The following is a 20,313-nucleotide window of genomic DNA, read 5'->3' on the forward strand; positions in this document are numbered from 1 at the left end:
TTGATAATTAGCGGAACATTCGGTGTTTTGACAGTAAGGAGGAGAAGTTCATGTCGTTGTCCGTATCCTTTCTTGATATTGTAAAAGCTCACAAGAATCTAAAGGGGCAGGTTATCCATACCCCGTTAATTTCATCACCCGCGCTGTCTGCCATCGCAGATGCCGATGTCTGGATGAAGCTGGAATGCCATCAGAAAACAGGTTCATTCAAGGCGCGCGGTGCGCTAAACAAAATCGCATCCTTGACGGAAAATGAGCTAGCTCGGGGTGTTATTACCGCTTCAGCAGGCAACCATGCGCAAGGGGTCGCGTATGCGGCATCGCTTCGAGGGGTGTCGGCCTTGATCGTCGTGCCAAAAACCGCACCAGAGACCAAAAAAGCGGGAATCAAGCGCTACGGTGCGGAGTTGGTCGTTTATGGTGACAGCTATGATGACGCAGAAAGTCACGCCTATGAACTGGCGAAAGAAACTGGGCGCACATTCGTCCATGCCTTTGAAGATAACGAGATCATAGCAGGCCAAGGAACGGCAGCCCTGGAAGCTCTTTTGGAAGAGCCGGATTTTGACGTCATACTCGTACCTGCTGGCGGTGGCGGGTTAATTTGCGGAGTGGCGCTTGCAGCAAAGGCAATCAATCCGGATGTTCAGGTGATTGGGATTCAGACACATGCGTCTCCCCCATGGTACTACTCGTTCCGCGAAAAGCGGTTGGCAGATGTGGTATATAGTGATTCGCTCGCAGACGGTCTTCATGGGGGAATTACACAAGGCAATCTGGATTTGGCCCTGCAGATCGTCGATGACTTCCTGCTCGTAGAGGAAGAACATGTTGCCCAAGCCATGAGCTGGCTGGCAAAGGAGCATCATCTGATGGTGGAAGGCTCAGGGGCGGTAGGTATCGCTGCACTCATGCAGGGAACGGTACCCGATCTGGCAGGGAAAAAGGTACTGACGATCGTGAGCGGCAGTAATGTAGATGCTCGCAAGCTGGCGGAAGTTATAGGGAAGCACGCATAGGCTATCGGTTGAACACAGAGCCACTCTCGGCTACACTTTTTCTAGCAAAGATTGTTCAAAAAGCCGACTTTTTGAACACGCACTTACAGAAGAATGGGTGTCGTTCGGTGAGGGAGTGGATAATCAATCATGGAGTTACGCAATCTGAAGACATTTCAGGTCGTTGCCGAGCATTTGAACTTGACGAAGGCTGCAGAGCAACTCGGATACAGCCAGCCAACGATTACACTCCAGATTCAAGCGTTGGAGCGGGAGCTGGGACATCCTTTGCTCAATCGGGTAGGCAAGCGCACGTTTTTGACACCGGCCGGAAAAATAGTGAAACAGCATACGGATCAGCTTTTCTACGTTCTCCAGCACATGGCGGAGGGACTTAATTACTTAGACATGCCTGTAGGGCCGCTGGTCGTGGCGGCCCCGGAGTTTTATTGCATCCAATACATGCCTCAAATTCTGAAAGCATATGTGGAGACACACCCACAGGTCAATCTGCAGGTGATTTCATGCACCAGTCAGGAGACCTTGAAAAAAATCCAAGCCCACGAGGCGGATATTGGGATCATTGCGGGCATCACCTCGCAACCAGGTATTCATTCCAGTGTCGTGGACTTAGAACAATTCACTTTGATTGCTTCTCCTGATTTGATGAAGGACAAAACTCTGGAAGATGCACTCGTGACCTTTCCTTTTTTGTCCTATCAGGAGGGGTGCAATCTCGATGAATTTATTTCCCAATGCCTGTTGGAGTTAAACTACATCCCACCTTCTGTCATTAAATGTAGCAGCGAAGAAACGATCAAACGGTCAGTCCTGAATCAAACAGGCATAGCCCTGCTCAGTACGGTTTTAGTGGAAAAAGAGCTTCGTACAGGAGAACTAATTGAGCTGTACCGCTTTTCCAAGAAAGCAGAAACATCACTGGTCTGTCTGGGGCGCCGAAGAGAAGAACCCGCAATCCAAACCTTCATGGAGCTCGTCAAAGACATCTGGTTATCCGTAAGAGAAGAGTAGGCAGCCTAAGAAGTCCTTCAAAAGTAAAGAAGTTGGGAAAAACAGTTTCGTTTTTCCCAGCTTCTTTTTCGATTTTATTGGTTCACAGAAAGTGATTGCCCGAATACCCAACTCGACATAAGGGCAAATTGTCTCTTGGAAACAATATTTTCTTCCGCAATGATAGTGTAAAATGACAGAAGGTAAGAGAAATAGGAGATGACAACAAATGAGTAAGCAAGTAAACGAAACCGAACTCGTTTCGCATGTAGCTTCGAAAACAAAAGTAGACCCGGAAAAAATCAGGATCGTACTCAAGCATGAGCAAGCGTACATGAACAGTGCGAAGGCAGATGCAAAAGGTGATGTCGACGTTGATTTTGATGATCTCGTAGATTATGTCATGGGTAAGTCAGATGTGAAGCTGGATGAGATCACCGTCGAGAAGATCCTGGATGTAGAGATGGAATACTTGATTAAAAAAGGAGTCGCTGGATACATAGACGAATAGAGGACGTTCCAAGCACATTCCCCCGTAGAGGGTGATGTGCTTTTTTATATTTCTGAATGCAGTGGCTGCGGTGGGGAGAAGAATATTTCCAGTCTAGGCTCCAGGCTCCGTCCCGCTGGGGGTTGAGACTGCCCGCTTCGAAGCGACTAGCGGGGAAACGCAAAAGTGGTAGCCGCTACGTCGCGCGGGCACGTTGCGTTTCTTTTACCCGCTAATCGCTTCTCCGCTCGGTAGGACTCCACAAGTCGCTACGTCTGGAAATATTCTTCTCTGTCGTAACTGAACACATTCTTCCATCTTTTAAGGCTTCTAAAACCCGGTTAACACTGGAGGCTCGTAGAGGAAACAGGAGAAATAAGCGAAGATCTTTGGTACACCGACCGAGATGGAATGCAAAAAGCGAAACACGCCCTTAAGCGTCCACCTCTGAAACACATCCTGAATGGACCACTTTGGACGCGGTTTCGCTTTTTGCATGGAGGCGGGCAGTGAATCCCACAGCGGGTGGGACAAGAATCTGAGTGTTTTCTCCTGTTTCCTACCCACCACAACAGCAACAACTCAAGGTCCCTAAATATGCAGCTGCGGTGGGGAGAAGAATATTTCCAGTCTAGGCTCCAGGCTCCGTCCCTCTGGGGGTTGAGACTGTCCGCTCCGAAGGGATTCGCGGGGAAACGCAAAAGTGGTAGCCGCTACGTCGCATGGGCACGGTTGCGTTTCTTTTGCCCGCGAATCCCTTCTCCGCTCGGTAGGACTCCACAAGTCGCTACGTCTGGAAATATTCTTCTCTGTCGTGACGGAGTACAATCTTCAATCTTTTAATGCTTTTAAACCCTGTTTAAACACGGAAAGCTCGTAGAGGAAACAGGAGAAATAAGCGAAGATCTTTGGTACACCGACCGAGACGGAATGCAAAAAGCGAAACACGTTCTTAAGCGTCCACCTCTGAAACACATCCTGAATGGACCACTTTGGACGCGGTTTCGCTTTTTGCATGGAGGCGGGCAGTGAATCCCACAGCGGGTGGGACAAGAATCTGAGCGTTTTCTTCTGTTTCCTCCCCACCACAACAGCGTGACGACCATGTTTTTAGTATTTTTTAACAAGGGATATATACACTAAAAAATCCATAAAATATCTGAAAGACAAATGTAAATTGTTTGACTATTGGGTGCTGCCGTGTCTATAATTTGGTTATCTTTGTTAGTAATGTTAACTAACTGTGTGGCGGTGATCGATGAAGCGTGCAAGCTCCCAAAAAAACAGGTAATAGCAAACTCGTGAAAAAACTGAATAAAGAAGAAGTATTACAGCAGGTCGTCTTGCACGGGCAGATTTCCCGTGCGGATATCTCCAAACAGACCCAGCTCAGCCGTCCATGTGTTTCCGCCCTTGTAGATGAAATGATCCAGGAAGGACTCCTGCAAGAAGTAGGAATGGGCGATTCCAAAGGCGGCCGCAAGCCGATTTTGTTGGAGTACAACTACCAGGCGTACGCTATTGCCGGGGCAATTTTTGAAGGCTCTACCCTGGACATGGCTATCGCAGATATGAAAGGCGAGTTCTTGGCTCGCTATCGCAAACGGCTGGCACAACCAGCGAATGGCGAAACTGTCATCGAAGATTTGGCAGCCGGACTGGATCGCTTGTTGTGTGAAAGCGGCATCCCGCGAGAGCGCCTGCTCGGAATGGGCGTCGGTTTGCAAGGCGTCACACAGCGTGGCAGTGGAACCGTTAGCTTTTCACCCAGCACGGGGTGGATGGGTTCACCGATTCAACAGACCATCGAAGCGCGACTCGGACTGCCCGTCATTATCGACAATGACGTGAATATGATGACACTGGGCGAGTACGTCCGTGGAGCAGGGGTCGGCCATACCAACGTTGTCTACATGTACGTAGGGACGGGAATTGGGGCCGGGATTATATTGGATGGACAGTTTTATCGGGGGAGTCGTGAGGCAGCAGGAGAAATCGGCTTCATGATGATCGGCCCGGTACATAATCGCCCGAATGGCGCGTCAGGCGTGTTTGAGACGCATTATTCGATTCCGGGCATCCAAGAGCAGGCAAAGGGATTTCTCTCTGACCTTCAGGAAGGGTCGAGTGTCATAGAAGAGCTGATCCGGCACGCCAAACAAAATGCACAAGCAAAGGAGCTTCTTGCGGATGTGTATCGACATTGGGCGTACGGAATGGCAAACATCATCAGTATTTTGAACCCGGAAATATTGATCCTGAGCGGGGAGATGGTCCATGTCGATGGTGAAGGGGTGAAGCAAATTCACGAATGGCTGAGAGAATGGGTGCCTGAGGTGCCTAATCTTGAAAAAGCAAGTCTGGGGGAGCGCGCTGGTTTGATTGGTGCTGTCCACAGCGTTTTGGAAGCGTTTCCTTTCACACGACTGCTTGACAAAGAGTGAGAAGAACAAGAGGGGGAGTTCATTTTGAAGAAGACAACTAGCAAGCTGAAAACATGGATGAAGGGCGTTTTTGTCAGCTCCTTGGCTCTGACTGTAGCTGCGTGCGGCAGTGGAGGACAGGAAGCAAAGCCTGCCGACAACAGCGCAGGCGGCCAATCTGGCACGGCTGCTCAACCTGCTGATTCATCGGGTGACCCACAAAGACTGGTGATTTACACCGGACGGGACAAAAACATTTTTGAAATCGTGTTGCCAAAATTCAAAGAAAAGTACCCGAACATTGAAGTAGAAACACTTGAAATGGGTGCCCAACAAATTTTGGAGCGCGTCCGTGCAGAGAAGGCGAACCCGCAGGCTGACTTCTGGTGGGGCGGTACTCAATCTGCTCTAGCGACAGCAGCCAATGAAGATCTGCTGGAGCCTTACAAGCCGACTTTTGCAGACAAGGTTCCAGATTTGTACAAAGATCCGCAAGATCGCTGGTACGGCGAAATGCTTTTGCCAGAGGTCATCATGTACAACTCGCAGGTAATGAAGCCAGAAGAAGCGCCGCAAGATTGGGATGAATTGATCGACCCGAAATTCAAAGACAAAATCGTGATCCGAAACGTACTGCCGTCCGGCACCATGCGTACCATTTATTCCGCAATGATCTTCCGTCAAGGGGCGGATACTCCTGAAAAAGGTTTTGAATGGCTGACCAAGCTCGATGCCAATACAAAAGAGTACACACAAGACCCGACAAACCTGTATCTGAAGCTGGATCGTCAAGAGGGCGTCATCTCCTTGTGGAACCTCCAAGATGTTCTGATCCAAAGCAAAAAGAACAACCATCCGTATGACTTCATTTATCCGAAGAGTGGAGCACCGATTCTCGTTGACGGCGTGGCTCTGGTAAAAGGCGCGAAAAACCTGGATGCGGCGAAAAAGTTTATGGAATTCTTGATGAGTCCTGAAATGGCTGCCCAATTGGCGAAGGAACGCTTCCAGTTCCCATCTCGTACAGACATCAGCAAGGACCAATTGCCAGACTTCATGAAAAATCTCGAGCTGAAGCCAATGGAACTCGATTGGGCTGTCATGGCTGAAAAAGAAAAAGAGTGGATGCAGCATTGGGATGAAAACATCAAGGGAAAAGGCAAGAAGTAAGGAAGATTTTTTCAAGCAGCTAGGCGGGAAGGCGTTGTCCTTTCCGTCTAGTCACTTATAGCAGTTGTTTGAAAACGGCCGTCAGCTTGAAATGACTCGCGATGAAGGAGGAAACACAACCCGATGAGCAGCGTAACACTTGATCACGTTTACAAAAGGTTTGGCCAAGCAAAAGGGGTCGAAGATGTGCACATTCATATCGAATCAGGAGAGTTTTTTACTTTTCTCGGTCCGAGTGGCTGCGGCAAAACGACTACCCTGCGCATGATTGCCGGCTTTTATTATCCAACGGAAGGCCATATCCGCTTTGGATCACAGGAGGTTACATCTCTTCCTCCCCACAAGCGCAATACCGGGATGGTATTCCAAAACTACGCGTTGTTCCCGCACATGACTGTTTTTGAAAATATCGCGTTTGGCTTGCAGGTTCGGAAGGTGAACAAAACAGATGCAAAAGAGCGCGTAGAACGGATCATGAAGCTGGTACGTCTGGAGGGCTATGGCGAACGCCGCATTGATCAGCTTTCCGGGGGACAACAGCAACGGGTAGCACTGGCACGGGCGCTGGTCATCGAGCCGCAGATTCTGCTGTTGGATGAGCCGCTGTCCAATCTGGATGCGAAGCTTCGGGAAGAGACGCGTTTCGAGATCAAGCGACTCCAGCTGGAGCTGGGAATTACAACGATTTACGTCACGCACGATCAAGCAGAAGCGATGTCGATGTCAGACCGGATTATGGTCATGCAGAGCGGAGAAGTGCAGCAGATCGGAACACCGCATGAGATTTACCATCGTCCTGTAAACCGTTTTGTCGCTTCTTTTATCGGCGAGACGAATCTGTGGGAAGGGACAGTTACAGGATTTGACGGCGATGAAGTGCTGGTTCGCACAGCTTCTGGACAAATGCTTAGCGGATTGAAGGAAAATGCCTCTCCACGTGCACAGCTGTCTGTCGGGGAGAAAGTAACGATGTCCATTCGTCCTGAATCCGTTCTGGAGAGTACAGGCAATGAGGGACAAAATGTAGTGAAAGGCTCTGTTGTCATGTCTGAATTTACAGGGGCGTGTGTCAATTATGTCACGGAAGTAGGAACGGAGAGCCTGCGCAGCATGTCCATCAACCTGGGACGACCGATTAAACAGCGCGGCGATGCCATCGGCCTACATATACCGAAAGAGAGCATTTATTTTGCCGGATAAGGGGGAAGAAGCTTTTGAGAGCAGAGTTGCAGCAAGCGCCGACAGCAGCCAGACGAAAGTCCATCACCGCTTCACCCGCCTTCGTCTACGTGCTGGTATCGCCACTCTTTTTAATATTGTTGGCTTATGTCGTTTATCCATTGTTCGAAACGTTCGTTGCGAGTATCAAAATCGATGAGGAAATTACGTGGAAAAACTACATTCGCTTCTTCAGTCTGGAGCATACCGCCAACCTGGAAGCGTTGTGGAACAGTGTCTACATATCGGTTCTGAGTGTCATTACGTGCGGAATTGTCGGGGTTACGATGGCGTTTTTATTGGAGCGCTATGAGTTTCCAGGACGAAAAATTCTTTCTGTGCTGGCTTTGGTTCCGATGGCGTTGCCTCCACTGATTGGTGTTCTCTCGTTTACCTTTTTGTACGGAGAGAGCGGAATCATCCCACGGGCAATCAAAGAGCTGTTCGGGCTTGCCCAGGTTCCTTTCTCGTTAAAAGGAATGTGGGGTGTGGTCGTCGTTCATACGTTTACGATGTACACCTATTTCTTCATGACAGCAACAGCAGCAATCAAGGGACTCGACCCGTCCTTGGAAGAGGCGGCAGCCAGTCTTGGAGCGAATCGATTTACCGTTTGGCGGCGCATTATTTTGCCGATGCTCACGCCAGCCATGGTCGCGTCTTCTCTGTTGGTTTTCATGATTTCGATGGCTTCTTATACGGCACCGCTCATTTTCGGCATTGACCGGACGATGACGATGCAGATCTATCTGTCTCGCACCAATGGAGATTTGGACATGGCTGCGACACAGTCTACGATTCTTTCGATTGTTTCTGTGGCTTTTCTTTTGATCATGCGTTGGTACCAAGGCGCGCGCAACTACCAGAACTTGAGCAAAGGGGTCAGCGTGCATCGTACCGAGATCAAGAGCAAAGCGGGACGCTACACCACGATTGTGCTGTCTTTTATCGGTACAATCATTCTGATGCTGCCAATTCTCGTATTGGTACTCATCTCCTTCTCGGTAGATGGTACCTGGACGGTGCAAATATTACCTCCTGAGTATACCTTGTCGCATTACATGGATTTGTTCACGGATAGCAAGACATGGCGTCCGATTCTCAACAGCTTGCAGTTGTCTGCGATCGCGGTAATCGGGATCGTCATTTTCGGTGTAGCTGCGGCATATGCCATGGTTCGCCTCAAGTTTCGCGGGAAAACGCTTCTGGATGTGTTGATCATGCTGCCATGGGCATTGCCAGGGACAGTCGTGGCGATCAACCTGATTGCAGCGTTCAGTGAGCCGAATGCATTCAGCTTTGGACAGGTTTTGATCGGAACATTCTGGATTATCCCGTTGGCGTATTTTGTCCGACATCTGCCACTTGTGTTTCGCTCTACCAATGCGACTTTGATGCAGATGGACCCATCTGTTGAGGAGGCTGCGCGAAATCTGGGTGCTTCCTGGTGGTACAGTTTCAGGCGTGTCGTGTTCCCGATGGCTTGGGGTGGAATTCTTGCAGGTACGCTCTTGGCATTCGTCCAGTGTATCGGGGAATTCGTGGCTTCGATTCTGATCTTCACACCGAAGACAACGCCATTGTCTGTCGCTGTATTCCAACGCATGTACAGTAATGAATTTGGCACCGCTTGCGCCTATGGTGTCTTGCAAATCGTGGTCATCATCATCGTGTTGTTCATCTCCAGAAAACTGACCGGAGATAAGGCGGGAACTGCCGTGTAAAGCTGGATGCCTTCGTGAAAAAGGAGGGCTTCACGTGGATGTCAGTGAATCGATGGACAAGAAATCACCGAAAGTGCAGCCGACCAAACTACCCTGCCCGACTATTCCCGCATCTGTTCGCACCATGCAGGGGGAACATGGACTGCTCGATCTGTGGAAAGCGATCAAGCCACTCGCTACCATTGCCAGTGCCATGAATACAGGTGCCCATCCGGACGATGAGCACAGTGCCATGCTCGCTTACTTGGCCCTGGGGAGAGGCGTGTATACCACCAGTGTGATCGCGACGAGAGGGGAAGGCGGACAAAATGAAATCGGCTGCGAGCAAGGTACCGCGCTGGGGATTATCCGCACGCGTGAGCTGGAAGAAGCCTCATCTCTTAGCAATGTGACGCTTGGCATCTTAAGCGAAGAGCTGGATGATCCCATCCATGATTTCGGGTTCTCCAAATGCGCCGAAGAAACTTTCCGCAAATGGGGCGAAGAGGTCGTGTACGAGCGATTGGTTCGAAAAATCAGGGAGCTGCGCCCCGATGTCGTTATCGCTTGCTTTGAAAATGAACCGACGACACACGGACATCACCGGGCGATTACGTTACTGACACAGCGAGCTTTCCACGAAGCAGCTGATCCACAGATCTTTCCTGAACATAGACAGGCTGGACTTTTGCCGTGGCAAATGAAAAAGCTGTATCTGCCTATCATGGACAACGATGATTATCACGTCGCCGTACCCGTGGGGGAATACGACCAAATCTACGGCTCATCCTATGTGCAGCTTGGTGAGCGATCGAGGTTTATGCATAAGACACAGGGCATGGGAGTTCACTACGATGAAGGCCCGACCTACAATTACTATCGCCTGGATGCCTCGGTTTTTCCGGCACCGGAAAAAGAGCGCGACTTTTTTTCCGGACTGCCCGTCAGTTTTGCTGATCTGGCGCAGAGCATCGCTGCAAAAGGCGGACAAGAACTTGCGGAAGTGCTTCACCGTATACATGATGCGGCTACAGATGTATTGAATGCCTACCCGCGTTTTGCTGAGGTGGCTCAAAGGGTTCACCGCATGAAGGCTTTGCTTGCGTCTGCACAACAAGAAGTAAGCAAGGCTTCACTCGATGAAGAAACAAAGGTCGATTTGATGTATCGGCTAGGACTCAAGGAAGCGCAGCTAAACCGTGCCAGTGCGGAGGCTCTGTCTCTGGTTGTGAAAATCAAGCCGGAGACGGGCGAGTGGGTGGCGGGCCAGACGACAACGGTTACCGTAACGGCTTACAACGGCGGCTCGCTGGAGGTTGAGCATGTGCAGCTGCGTATGCGTGTCCCCGCTGGATGGACGGCGAAACCGCTCACGCCAACGGCTTTTCCACGACTTGCTTACAATCAGACGGTGTGCACCGTATTTGAGGTATCGATTCCTGCAAAGACGGAGCTGTTCCATCCTTACAAGCCGACTGTACTCGATGTCGAGGTGCTCTATTTCGCCTTCGAGACAGCCAGTACGATTCGCGTGGAGCCGGATAGCCGTGTAGCTGTGCTTCCGCCGTATGCCGTGACGCTGACCCCGTCCGATGTGGTGCGGAATACGCTGCATACGGATGAGACGATCCCGGTTAAGGTAACACTGAAACAGTACCGTCCGGGAAGCTCTACAGCCAAGGTCGCTCTCGTTGTCCCGGCAGGCTGGACAGCGGAGCCAGCCTTTGTCGATGTTCCGTTTTCTTTCCGTAGCGAGACGAAAACGATCGCTTTTACTGTTCATACCACACCGCAGGTGACGAACGGCAAATATCAGATCAGCGCTACGGTCGCGGGGACAGACGGTGTGGCAGAGATTGCGCAAGATGTGCAGGTCATTGAATACCCGCATGTTGGCCGAACGTATTTCATCCGGCCCGCTACGCTGACTGTTCAAGCCTTTGATCTGGCCATCCCGAAAAACCAACGAATCGGCTACGTATCCAGCGGCTTTGACAATATGGATAAATACTTGCGCGCGGTCGGGGTGAATTGTCTCAATCTCGACGCAAACGAAATCCAATCGGGCGATTTGTCCCGCTACGACACGATTATACTCGGTATTCGTGCATACGGATTCCGGCGCGAATTAATCGAGAGCAATCAGCGTCTTTTGCACTATGTAGAAAACGGCGGAAACCTCGTCGTTCAATATCATAAGCCGGAGGACAAATGGAAGCCGCACTTGGCACCTTACCCCATTTTTATCGGTGAATCGCTGATCGATTGGCGGGTGACCAATGAGCAATCAGACGTCCGTATGCTGGCCCCTGAACATCCGATGTTCCAGGAGCCAAACGTCATTACCCAAGCAGACTGGGATGGATGGGTGCAAGAGCGCTCCATCTACAATCCTTCTCGCTGGGGAAGCGAGTATACCGAGCTGATTGCGACAAGTGATCCGGGAGAACCGGAGTTCCGCGGCATTTTCCTCACGGCGCACTATGGAAAAGGGACGTACACCTACAGCTCGCTTGCCTGGTTCCGCGAGATTCCACAGCTAGTCCCTGGCGCTTTTCGCTTGTTTGTCAACATGATCAGTCAGAAGCAGTAATGCCCCATCCACTCCGGGCCAACCGTGGGTCGATCCATGGCTACATCAATGAAATGCATACGTACAGACCGCCATGATTGATATAGACATCAATCTGAATGGAATGGAGGAGTTGTTCATTGAGTAAGGGGAAACTTGCCAAGCTGTACACGATTACGACTGCAGCGGTGCTAGCCACGAGTCTGATTATGCCGGTAGCACCCGAGACCGCCCATGCGGACCGCGGGGTTGTCGACCTGTGGAAAGCCATCAAGCCGCTCACCACGATTGCCAGTGCGATGAACACCGGAGCACATCCGGACGATGAGCACAGTTCGATGCTCGCGTACTTGTCGCTTGGCAAAGGGGTGGACACATCCAGTGTCATTGCGAACCGAGGCGAGGGAGGACAGAACGAGATAGGCAGCGAGCTGGGTAATGCGCTGGGGATCATTCGTACCCGCGAATTGCAGGAAGCTTCCAAAATCACGAACATCCATCTGGAGAACCTCAGTGAAAAAATCGACGACCCTATTTTTGACTTCGGCTTTTCCAAAAGCCCGGATGAAACCTTGCAAAAATGGGGCGAGGATGTCGCGTACGAAAAGCTCATCCGCCGTATCCGGACACTGAGACCTGATGTCGTGATTCCCGCATTTTTGAACGAACCTTCGACTCACGGTCATCATCGCGCGATTAATGTCATTACAGTACGGGCATTCAAGGATGCCGCAGATCCAAACGTTTTTCCACAGCATGCAAAAGAAGGCTTGGCTACTTGGCAGGTGAAGAAGCTGTATCTGCCTGCAAAGGAACAGGATTACTCAGTCAAAGTGCCTGTTGGCGACTATGACGAAATTTATGGGGCCTCTTACGTCCAACTCGGCGAAGAATCCCGTTTTATGCACAAGAGCCAGGGGATGGGACGTCACTATGACGAGGGACCCAGCTTCAATTATTACAAGCTCGATCAATCCATCGTAGAGACAAAAGACAAGGAAGCAGACTTTTTTGAGGGAATTGCCTATTCGTTTGACGATTTAGCGAAGGAAGTGGCCAGCCAGTCTGGCGGGGAAAAAGTCGCGGGTGAACTGAAAAAGCTGCAAAAGGATGCCGCAGAGGTCATTGCTGCGTACCCAAGCTTTGCCTCCGTAGCCAAGGAAGCGCATGAGATGTTGGCGGATGTGGAAAAAGCGACGGCAGCAGTCGAAGCCTCCTCCTTGCCAACTGACACGAAAACAGACTTGCGCCATCGTTTGGGAGTGAAGAAATCCCAGCTAAACAAAGCTAGTGCCGAAGCGCTCTCGCTCGTAACCAAAGTAAAGCCTGAGACAACCGAACTGGTAGCAGGGCAAACGACAAAAGTAACGGTCACGGCTTACAACGGCGGCCAAGCAAAAGTCGGGAAGATCAATCTCGCGCTGAATGTACCAAAAGGCTGGCAAGCCAAGCCGCAATCGACCACGAGCTTCTCATCGCTCGGCTACAATCAGACGGTGAAAACGACTTTTGATGTCTCAGTTCCTTCTGATGCTGCTCTGTTCCAACCGTATGCCGCTCCTGCCATTACAGCAGACGTCAGCTACAGCTTTGCAGGCTCGACGGCGAATAGCCATGTGACACCAGCAGATGCCATTGCAGTTCTTCCATCTTTTTCTATGGTGCTGAGTCCAAATGCGACGGTTTTGAATACGCAGAAGCCAGAGGAGCCAATTCCGGTCAAGGTTACGGTGAAAAATTACAATCCAGGTGCAGCGAAAACAACCATCTCTCTCGATATACCAAAAGGCTGGAGCGTAGAACCACAAGCAGCACCGCTCGCCTTTGAAGCCAAGGGAGAAACGAAGTCGGTTGCCTTTACAGTCAAAGCAGATGCTTCCGTCCAACCGGATAAGTACACGGTGACAGCAGTAGCGTCTGGCAGTGGAAAAGAGAGCAGACACGGAGCCCAAGTCATCCGTTACCCGCATATCGGCACGACGTACTTTGTCCAACCAGCGACGCTTGCCATCCAGGCATTTGACTTGAAGGTGCCGGAAGGATTGAAGGTCGGTTACGTATCCAGTGGCTTTGACAATATCGATCAGTATTTGTCCCAATTGGGAGTCGATGTGACCAATTTGTCGGCAAAAGATATCGAGTCTGGTGATCTGGATCAATACGATACGATCGTGCTGGGCATTCGCGCTTATGGTTTCCGGCCTGAGCTGATTTCTTCGAATGCACGCTTGCTGAAATACGTGGAAAACGGCGGAAATCTGGTCGTGCAATACCACAAGCCAGAGGATAAATGGAAGCCGGAACTGGCTCCTTATCCGATCAAAATCGGTGCTCCGCTGATTCAATGGCGTGTCACAGATGAAAACTCCAAAGTGACAGTATTGGCGCCTGATCATGCTTTGTTCCATTCACCAAACAAAATCACGGAGAAAGATTGGGACAACTGGATTCAGGATCGTTCCGCTTACAACCCATCCGAGTGGGGCAAGGAATACACAGAGCTTATCTCCAATGGAGACGAAGGCGAGAAGGAATTTACGGGTACGTACCTCACTGCCAAGTATGGAAAAGGAACGTATACCTACAGCTCACTTGTGTGGTATCGCGAAATTCCGTCACTCGTACCGGGTGCGATCCGATTGTTTGTCAACATGATCAGCCCACAGCAGTAATCATAGTAGAAGGGGAGGCGATCGTTCAGGCGGTCGCCCCCCTCCCTAAAAGAAGAACAGACGCAAAAATAGAAGCAGCTTACGAATGGGTAGGGAAGGAGATGCAAGAAAGATGAATTACAGAGAGCGAATTTTTCAACAGGAGGGAGCCAGCTTCCCTGGCAAGACATACGTGGAGGCGGTTTTGGAGCCTGCATTTAATGAAGCGAAGCACCATCTGCTGCATCCGATGATGGCGATCAACAAGGCACATTTGATCATGCTTCGTGAACAAGAATTGCTCACAGACGACGAGGCTAAAAAAATTGCTGGTGCACTGTGTGGGATCGAAATGGAAGAGCTGCGCCAATCGCATTACACCGGACAGTTTGAAGATTTGTTCTTTCAGGTAGAGAGCCGGTTGCTGGAACTGGCTCCTGATGTGGCAGGAAATCTGCATCTGGCTCGCAGCCGCAACGACATGGGGATTACGATTTACCGAATGGTGCTGCGTGAAAAATTGTTGGTGACCTTGGCTTCTGCCCTCTATCTGAAAGAGCATTTGCTCCTCTTTGCAAATGAGCATGTAGATACGATCATGATTGGCTACACACATACGCAGCAGGCACAGCCGACGACAATGGCGCATTACATCATGGCGGCTACTGACATGCTCAGCCGTGATATCAAACGACTGATCCAGGCCTATCACACAGTCAACCGCTCACCGATGGGGGCAGCGGCCTTGACGACTTCTGGCTTTGCGATCAGCCGGGAGCGGATGCGCGAATTGCTCGGATTTGATGAGTTGGTGGAAAATTCCTATGATGCAGTCTGCGGCGCGGATTATTTAGGGGAAGTAGCGACAGCCGTACAATTGGCAGCTATCAATTTGGGGCGTACGGTTCAAGATATGCTGCTGTGGTGCACACAAGAATTCGCGGGGTTAAAAGTCGCGAGTCCATACGTGCAGATCAGCTCTATCATGCCGCAAAAGCGAAATCCGGTTTCTTTTGAGCATATGCGCTCTCTGTTGTCCAGTGCGGCAGGCAATGCGACGACAGTGCTTACGATGATGCACAATACGCCTTTTGGCGATATCGTGGACACCGAGGATGACATGCAGCCATACGCGTGGCGGAGCATGGGAGTACTCGAGCAGATGTATCGCTTGATGGCGAGCGTTGTGGGTACGATGGAAGTGAACAAGGACGTTCTCTTGGAGCGGGCGAAGGGCAGCTTTGCGACTGTCACAGAGCTGGCGGATACATTGGTGCGCACGGATCAGCTTTCGTTCCGCAAATCTCATCACATCGTGAGTCGTGTGGTAAAGGAAGCGATGAGCGAGCAACTTGCTGCAAACCAAATCAGCTTGGAGCTGGTAAACCGTGCAGCCGTGGAAGTAATCGGGCGGGAGCTGTCGCTCACAGCAGAAGAGCTCAAACTGGCGCTTGACCCGGTTCATTTCGTAATGATCCGCAAGCTTCCTGGTGGACCAAACCCAGAGGAAATGAAGCGCATGATCGCTGTTCGCCAAGGGGTTCTCCATCAGGAAACAGAATGGCTGGCACAGAAAAAACAGGCGATTGCGAATGTGATGAAAGGGTTAGATCAGATGACAGCTGAATGGAGTGTGGGGTAATGGCAGTGGTGCGAATACCTCTTCTGGCAGTGGACGGAGGGGGCACCAAGTGTCTGGCGGTACTGGTGGACCGCTCCAGAAATGAAATCGGTGCAGGACGCTCCGGTTCATGCAATTATCAAGGGATCGGGGAGGAAGCGGCAGCTCGTGAGCTGGTTGCAGCGATCAGCCAAGCTTTGGACGATGCGGTCGCTCGTCAAACAGTTGCCCCTTTTATGAGCGGCACGCCGACCCCGGATGGACGAATCGAATGGGAAATCGAGTGCGCAGTGTTCGGGATCGCTGGCCTGGATACGGAGTATGATCGACAGGTGATCTCGCGAATGGTGAGCAAGGTGCTGCACCAGCTCGGTATTCGCGTCCAGCAGCTAATTGTGGAAAACGACGGGTTTGCGGCATTGCTCGGTGCGACCGGAGGCAAACCAGGCATTCTGGTCATCGCAGGCACAGGCTCGATTGCCTTTGGTGTAAATGATGATCAGGAAACGGCTCGAGCAGGAGGCTGGGGGCATCGGGTCGGTGACGAGGGCAGCGGCTACTGGATCGGAAAGCAAGCGATTATGGCAGTATTAAAAGCAGCGGATGGCCGCGGCGAGCCGACCGTATTGAAGGAGCTGCTCCTCCCGCACGTTGGACTGGGACGCGTAGATGAATTGTTTAACTGGACGTACAGTGAGCATTATTCCGTCGAGAAGGTAGGAGAGCTGTCGCCGTTGGTCAGTCAAGCGGCACTTGCCGGAGATGAGGTGGCAGCAGCTATCTTGCAGGTTGCAGGCGAAGAGCTTTTCGATGCTGCTCGGGCGGTCATTGATACGTTGCAAATGAAAGCCAAGCCATTTCAGATGATCATGCAGGGAGGCGTTTTGCAAAACGATGATCGCGTGCGAGAGATTGTCGTAGAGCGCGTCCGGGAGTATGCTTCGCAGGTCGTCATCGAAAATGCGCAAAACGATCCGATTTACGGTGTCATAGCAAAGGGATTGGCTTATTTAGAACGCCAATCGGGCGGCAAGTGAGGTGCAGATATGAAAAAAGTAATGGTTGTCTTTCCCCATCCGGACGATGAGTCTTTTGCCTGCGGGGGAACGTTGGCAAAGTGCAAGGATGCCGGACACGAAACATGTTATTTGTGCATTACCTCCGGTTGTAAAGGTCGCAGCGGTCCATTCGATATCGATTGCAGAGAAAAGCTGGCAAAGCATCGAGAGCTAGAGCTGAAAGCAGCGGCGGAAGTGCTGGGAATCAGTCGTCTCGACTTGTTCCGGTACCCGGATGGTTCCTTGCAAAATGCCGACCTGAACGAGCTGGTTGGCAAGATTCGGGAAGCGATAGAGGAATGGAAGCCCAATGTCGTCGTTACGTTTCCGCCGGACGGGGTAACGGGTCATCCCGATCATATCGTCACGTGCGAGGCGACGACGCGAGCGGTCGAACAAGCGGAGGCAAGCTTGACTCCGGCAGAATATCCTGATCTGTACTATGTTTCGATCCCGCACTACTACGATCATTGCCCGGATCATGGTCCAAAGCCAGCGGTTCCCATCACAGGCAAGGTCGATATTTCAGGCTATCGGACACAAAAAGGAGAGGCGCTGAAGGCTCACCTCAGTCAGGAGTATTCCGTCAACCGCGCTTATCCGGGTGTGATCGATGGGGACTTTGGTGTCATTGGTTGCTATGAGTATTTTACTTTGGTGCGGTCAGCGGGCAAGGCGATCGAGCCGGTTAGTGTGGGTGGGAGTATTCCTGTCATTGAGCTATAGTCTAAAAAGTAGAAAGGGCTGACCAGCATGATTTTCGCTTGTCAGCCTTTTTCATTGGATAGACCATCAGTCGGATTGTTTTACCGTGCTAGAATTGCTTACAATGTGGTCAAGAAGCAATTGGAAATCAAAGGGAGAGAAGACATGTCACATAGAGTCTATGTATATAACGTCAGTGAACCTTCTCAAGCACAAGGCAACGACACGATGATGGTGGAATGGGGCTATGAGGTCCCACTACTCTTGCAGCCGCTCTTCATAGAAGGTGGTGTAATCGCCGGAAACAATTACAACAATCATACCGAACCGGACAATTCCGGACTCTTTTACGACGCGCAGGCAGGCATCGAAAACGTGAAGCGATTCTACGATTTCCTGGAGAGACAGGAAGGACTAATCCGTAACGAAGAAGCATTTTTGGAAGCGAGGAATCAGCTTCTGAACTATCTGGAAAAACGAACGCTTCCGTATTTTCACATTGATGCCTGGGACGTATTTAATATGGATGACATCCCTCATGACGAGCAGGCGGAAACTTTGCGGGCAAATATTGCCCATAACAACGAGATCATGACAAAGGCAATGGACAACGATGACATCTCGCTATTGAACTACTCCGAATTGGTGGATGTGAACCCGGGCTTTCGTTCTTTTGCCGAGCTGCTCAATTATGAGGACTACCAATACGGCTGGGGACACATCTGGCAGCCTTATGAAGAACATCCTGATGTAGAGATTTTTGAGGAAGCTGGCTTGTTTGGTCTCAAAGACGCAGAGGGAAACGTATTGCTCGCCCCTCAGTTCGATGCCTTTTACGATTTCGCTTCCGAAGATCTCGCCGTAGTCGCTAGAGATGGCAAATACGGCTATGTACATAAATCCGGGAGAATCGTCATTCCGTTGGAGTGGGAGGACGCCTACGATTTTGAATACGGCTCTGCTGGTGCCATCGTCAAACGAAACAGTCGATATGGTCTGATCAATCTGGAAGGCCAAACGATTGTCCCTACCCACTACGAAGAGTTAGAACTGCTTGATTACCAAGGATTTTACACGGCAAAGAAAGACGGAAAATGGGGCGTTCTGGACGAATCTGGTTCTGTAACGATAGATTTTGAGCACGAAGAGGCTTTCAAGTGTGGGGTCGGCTTTTACCATACGGCGGTCAAAGGCAGGAAAAATCGGAAAATCTTTAACGAATATTGGAAATACGTCGGAGAATTCCCTCTGGCGGCTGTGGAACAGATCGACGAAGGGCTAATCCTTGTCAAACCACACAAGGGTACAAATCATAGCACCTTGTACAAAAAAGACGGCACTGTCGGGGCATCCGGCTTCGATAAACTGAATCGGCAAACCCATTTTCCGAATCTGCTCGTTCTGCGCAAGGGGAAGAAGTACGCCGCTTATGGCAAGCAGCAGGAGAGCCTTTTGTTGCCGTATGAATACGATGAACTGATTGATTTGCAGGTGTATACGGAGGCAGGGCAGGGCAATCAGGTGCTGGCGAAAAAAGATGGGAAGCTAGGCGTTTTTCATGGAGATGCCGATGAACCAGCGTGGTTATTCCCCCTAGACGATTATGAGAACATTTTTTGGCTGCATCAGGATGCGTATGCTTTGAAGAAAAATGGATTATGGAGCATTGCCTTATCGCCGGAAAAGCGATGGAGTGATTTCGAATATGATCTGGTGGTGAAAAAGGCACTGGTCGAGGGTTTTGCTTATGCCTTCAAGGATCACGACGTTTATTTAGTAAGCGAGTACGGGCTGTCGAGGGCAGATAAAACGCTCGTTCTGGAGGAAGTCGAAGATCGTTATTACAGCTATTATTTTGATGCCGAGGTTCGCAAGCGACTGCTGGCTTATGCCAAAGGAGAGCAATCCGATGTTGACAGCGTAGATCAGTACACGCCAGTAGAAACGTTGTACAACCTGGGCATGGAAGCGTATGAAGCAGGTGATTATGAGAAAGCCATTCTGTACGATACGCTTGCTGCTGAAAAGGGCTTTGCCCCATCCATGAACAATCTTGCCCATATGTATTACAATCTGGAAGGCTTCGAGGATGCTGATAAAGCTTTTTACTGGTATGAGTTAGGGGCTGCGGCAGGCAACCACCATGCTATGAACGGATTAGGCTGCTGCTATCGACATGGGATAGGCACGGAGCCTGATGCCGATCAGGCTATGTACTGGATGGGCAAGGCGGCAGAACACGGTCATGCGCTGGCTCACAACAATCTTGGTGCCACCTATTATGACGGGGAGCTGGTGCCGCAAGATTTGGACAAAGCTCTCTGGCATTATGAACAGGGAGAGTTATTAGGCTCTCCGGTTTTTGATTGGCTTGGCTATTTGCATGATTCAAAAGGGAATTACGAAAAGGCGCTGCATTATTATCAGCAGGACTACGAAGCAGGCAGCGATTTCAGTGCCTATAATTTGGGGATTTTCTACAGTAATGGGTATGGTACAGCCAAAAATATCGACGCCGCCATCACTTATTTTCATGCTGCTTTGGAAAGAGATTACCCGCATGCACATATCGAACTGGCAAGAATTTACCGGAATGAAGCGCAACATGTGGACGAGCTTCTGGCGAAACATCACCTCGAAGAAGCAGAGAAGGCAGGTCTTGATATCCCTGAGGAGCTCACACAATCGTAGAA

At 50.6% G+C, this 20,313-nt stretch carries 13 protein-coding genes; all 13 read left to right on the top strand.

Annotated elements, in window-relative coordinates; translation table 11 throughout:
• The first annotated feature begins 50 nt into the window (after positions 1 to 50).
• The 13 genes from M3630_RS09975 to M3630_RS10035 all read left to right on the top strand — a co-directional run bounded on the left by M3630_RS09975 (position 51) and on the right by M3630_RS10035 (position 20,311).
• Positions 51 to 1,019, top strand: coding sequence for a threonine ammonia-lyase (locus tag M3630_RS09975; protein ID WP_251251984.1), 969 nt, complete (start codon positions 51 to 53; stop codon positions 1,017 to 1,019).
• 129 nt (positions 1,020 to 1,148) lie between these two features.
• The gene (locus M3630_RS09980; protein ID WP_251251985.1) at positions 1,149 to 2,030 is read left to right on the top strand and encodes a LysR family transcriptional regulator; all 882 of its coding nucleotides are present in this window, start codon (positions 1,149 to 1,151) and stop codon (positions 2,028 to 2,030) included.
• 208 nt (positions 2,031 to 2,238) lie between these two features.
• On the top strand, positions 2,239 to 2,520 hold the full coding sequence (locus M3630_RS09985; RefSeq protein ID WP_173612023.1) for a hypothetical protein: 282 nt from the start codon (positions 2,239 to 2,241) through the stop codon (positions 2,518 to 2,520).
• Positions 2,521 to 3,764: 1,244 nt separating this feature from the next.
• The gene (locus tag M3630_RS09990) at positions 3,765 to 4,943 is read left to right on the top strand and encodes an ROK family protein (protein ID WP_173612022.1); all 1,179 of its coding nucleotides are present in this window, start codon (positions 3,765 to 3,767) and stop codon (positions 4,941 to 4,943) included.
• A gap of 24 nt (positions 4,944 to 4,967) precedes the next feature.
• The gene (locus M3630_RS09995; protein ID WP_173612021.1) at positions 4,968 to 6,092 is read left to right on the top strand and encodes an extracellular solute-binding protein; all 1,125 of its coding nucleotides are present in this window, start codon (positions 4,968 to 4,970) and stop codon (positions 6,090 to 6,092) included.
• 123 nt (positions 6,093 to 6,215) lie between these two features.
• Positions 6,216 to 7,292 (top strand): ABC transporter ATP-binding protein, encoded by a 1,077-nt coding sequence (locus M3630_RS10000; protein ID WP_251251986.1) that lies wholly within the window; start codon positions 6,216 to 6,218, stop codon positions 7,290 to 7,292.
• 14 nt (positions 7,293 to 7,306) lie between these two features.
• Positions 7,307 to 9,034: an ABC transporter permease gene (locus M3630_RS10005; protein ID WP_251251987.1), complete on the top strand. Its 1,728-nt coding sequence runs from the start codon at positions 7,307 to 7,309 to the stop codon at positions 9,032 to 9,034.
• A 52-nt stretch (positions 9,035 to 9,086) separates the two neighbouring features.
• Complete coding sequence (locus tag M3630_RS10010; RefSeq protein ID WP_285860474.1) at positions 9,087 to 11,606, top strand: PIG-L family deacetylase; 2,520 nt, start codon at positions 9,087 to 9,089, stop codon at positions 11,604 to 11,606.
• A gap of 119 nt (positions 11,607 to 11,725) precedes the next feature.
• The gene (locus tag M3630_RS10015) at positions 11,726 to 14,257 is read left to right on the top strand and encodes an NEW3 domain-containing protein (RefSeq protein ID WP_251251989.1); all 2,532 of its coding nucleotides are present in this window, start codon (positions 11,726 to 11,728) and stop codon (positions 14,255 to 14,257) included.
• 112 nt (positions 14,258 to 14,369) lie between these two features.
• Positions 14,370 to 15,878 carry an argininosuccinate lyase gene (gene argH, locus M3630_RS10020; RefSeq protein ID WP_251251990.1) on the top strand — a complete coding sequence of 503 codons (1,509 nt, stop codon included), beginning with the start codon at positions 14,370 to 14,372 and terminating at the stop codon, positions 15,876 to 15,878.
• Positions 15,878 to 16,894 (top strand): N-acetylglucosamine kinase, encoded by a 1,017-nt coding sequence (locus M3630_RS10025; RefSeq protein WP_251251991.1) that lies wholly within the window; start codon positions 15,878 to 15,880, stop codon positions 16,892 to 16,894. Before argH ends, M3630_RS10025 begins: the two co-directional genes overlap by 1 nt.
• Before the next feature lie 9 nt (positions 16,895 to 16,903).
• Positions 16,904 to 17,641 carry a PIG-L deacetylase family protein gene (locus tag M3630_RS10030; RefSeq protein ID WP_251251992.1) on the top strand — a complete coding sequence of 246 codons (738 nt, stop codon included), beginning with the start codon at positions 16,904 to 16,906 and terminating at the stop codon, positions 17,639 to 17,641.
• A 144-nt stretch (positions 17,642 to 17,785) separates the two neighbouring features.
• Positions 17,786 to 20,311 (top strand): SEL1-like repeat protein, encoded by a 2,526-nt coding sequence (locus tag M3630_RS10035; RefSeq protein WP_251251993.1) that lies wholly within the window; start codon positions 17,786 to 17,788, stop codon positions 20,309 to 20,311.
• Positions 20,312 to 20,313 lie beyond the last annotated feature (2 nt).

This window comes from Brevibacillus sp. MER 51, from assembly GCF_023714195.1.
GTDB lineage: Bacteria > Bacillota > Bacilli > Brevibacillales > Brevibacillaceae > Brevibacillus.

Coding starts and splice junctions, on each gene's coding strand:
- M3630_RS09975 (WP_251251984.1), top strand. CDS start 51: ATGTCGTTGTCCGTATCCTTTCTTGATATTGTAAAAGCTCACAAGAAT.
- M3630_RS09980 (WP_251251985.1), top strand. CDS start 1,149: ATGGAGTTACGCAATCTGAAGACATTTCAGGTCGTTGCCGAGCATTTG.
- M3630_RS09985 (WP_173612023.1), top strand. CDS start 2,239: ATGAGTAAGCAAGTAAACGAAACCGAACTCGTTTCGCATGTAGCTTCG.
- M3630_RS10000 (WP_251251986.1), top strand. CDS start 6,216: ATGAGCAGCGTAACACTTGATCACGTTTACAAAAGGTTTGGCCAAGCA.
- M3630_RS10010 (WP_285860474.1), top strand. CDS start 9,087: ATGGACAAGAAATCACCGAAAGTGCAGCCGACCAAACTACCCTGCCCG.
- argH (WP_251251990.1), top strand. CDS start 14,370: ATGAATTACAGAGAGCGAATTTTTCAACAGGAGGGAGCCAGCTTCCCT.
- M3630_RS10025 (WP_251251991.1), top strand. CDS start 15,878: ATGGCAGTGGTGCGAATACCTCTTCTGGCAGTGGACGGAGGGGGCACC.
- M3630_RS10030 (WP_251251992.1), top strand. CDS start 16,904: ATGAAAAAAGTAATGGTTGTCTTTCCCCATCCGGACGATGAGTCTTTT.
- M3630_RS10035 (WP_251251993.1), top strand. CDS start 17,786: ATGTCACATAGAGTCTATGTATATAACGTCAGTGAACCTTCTCAAGCA.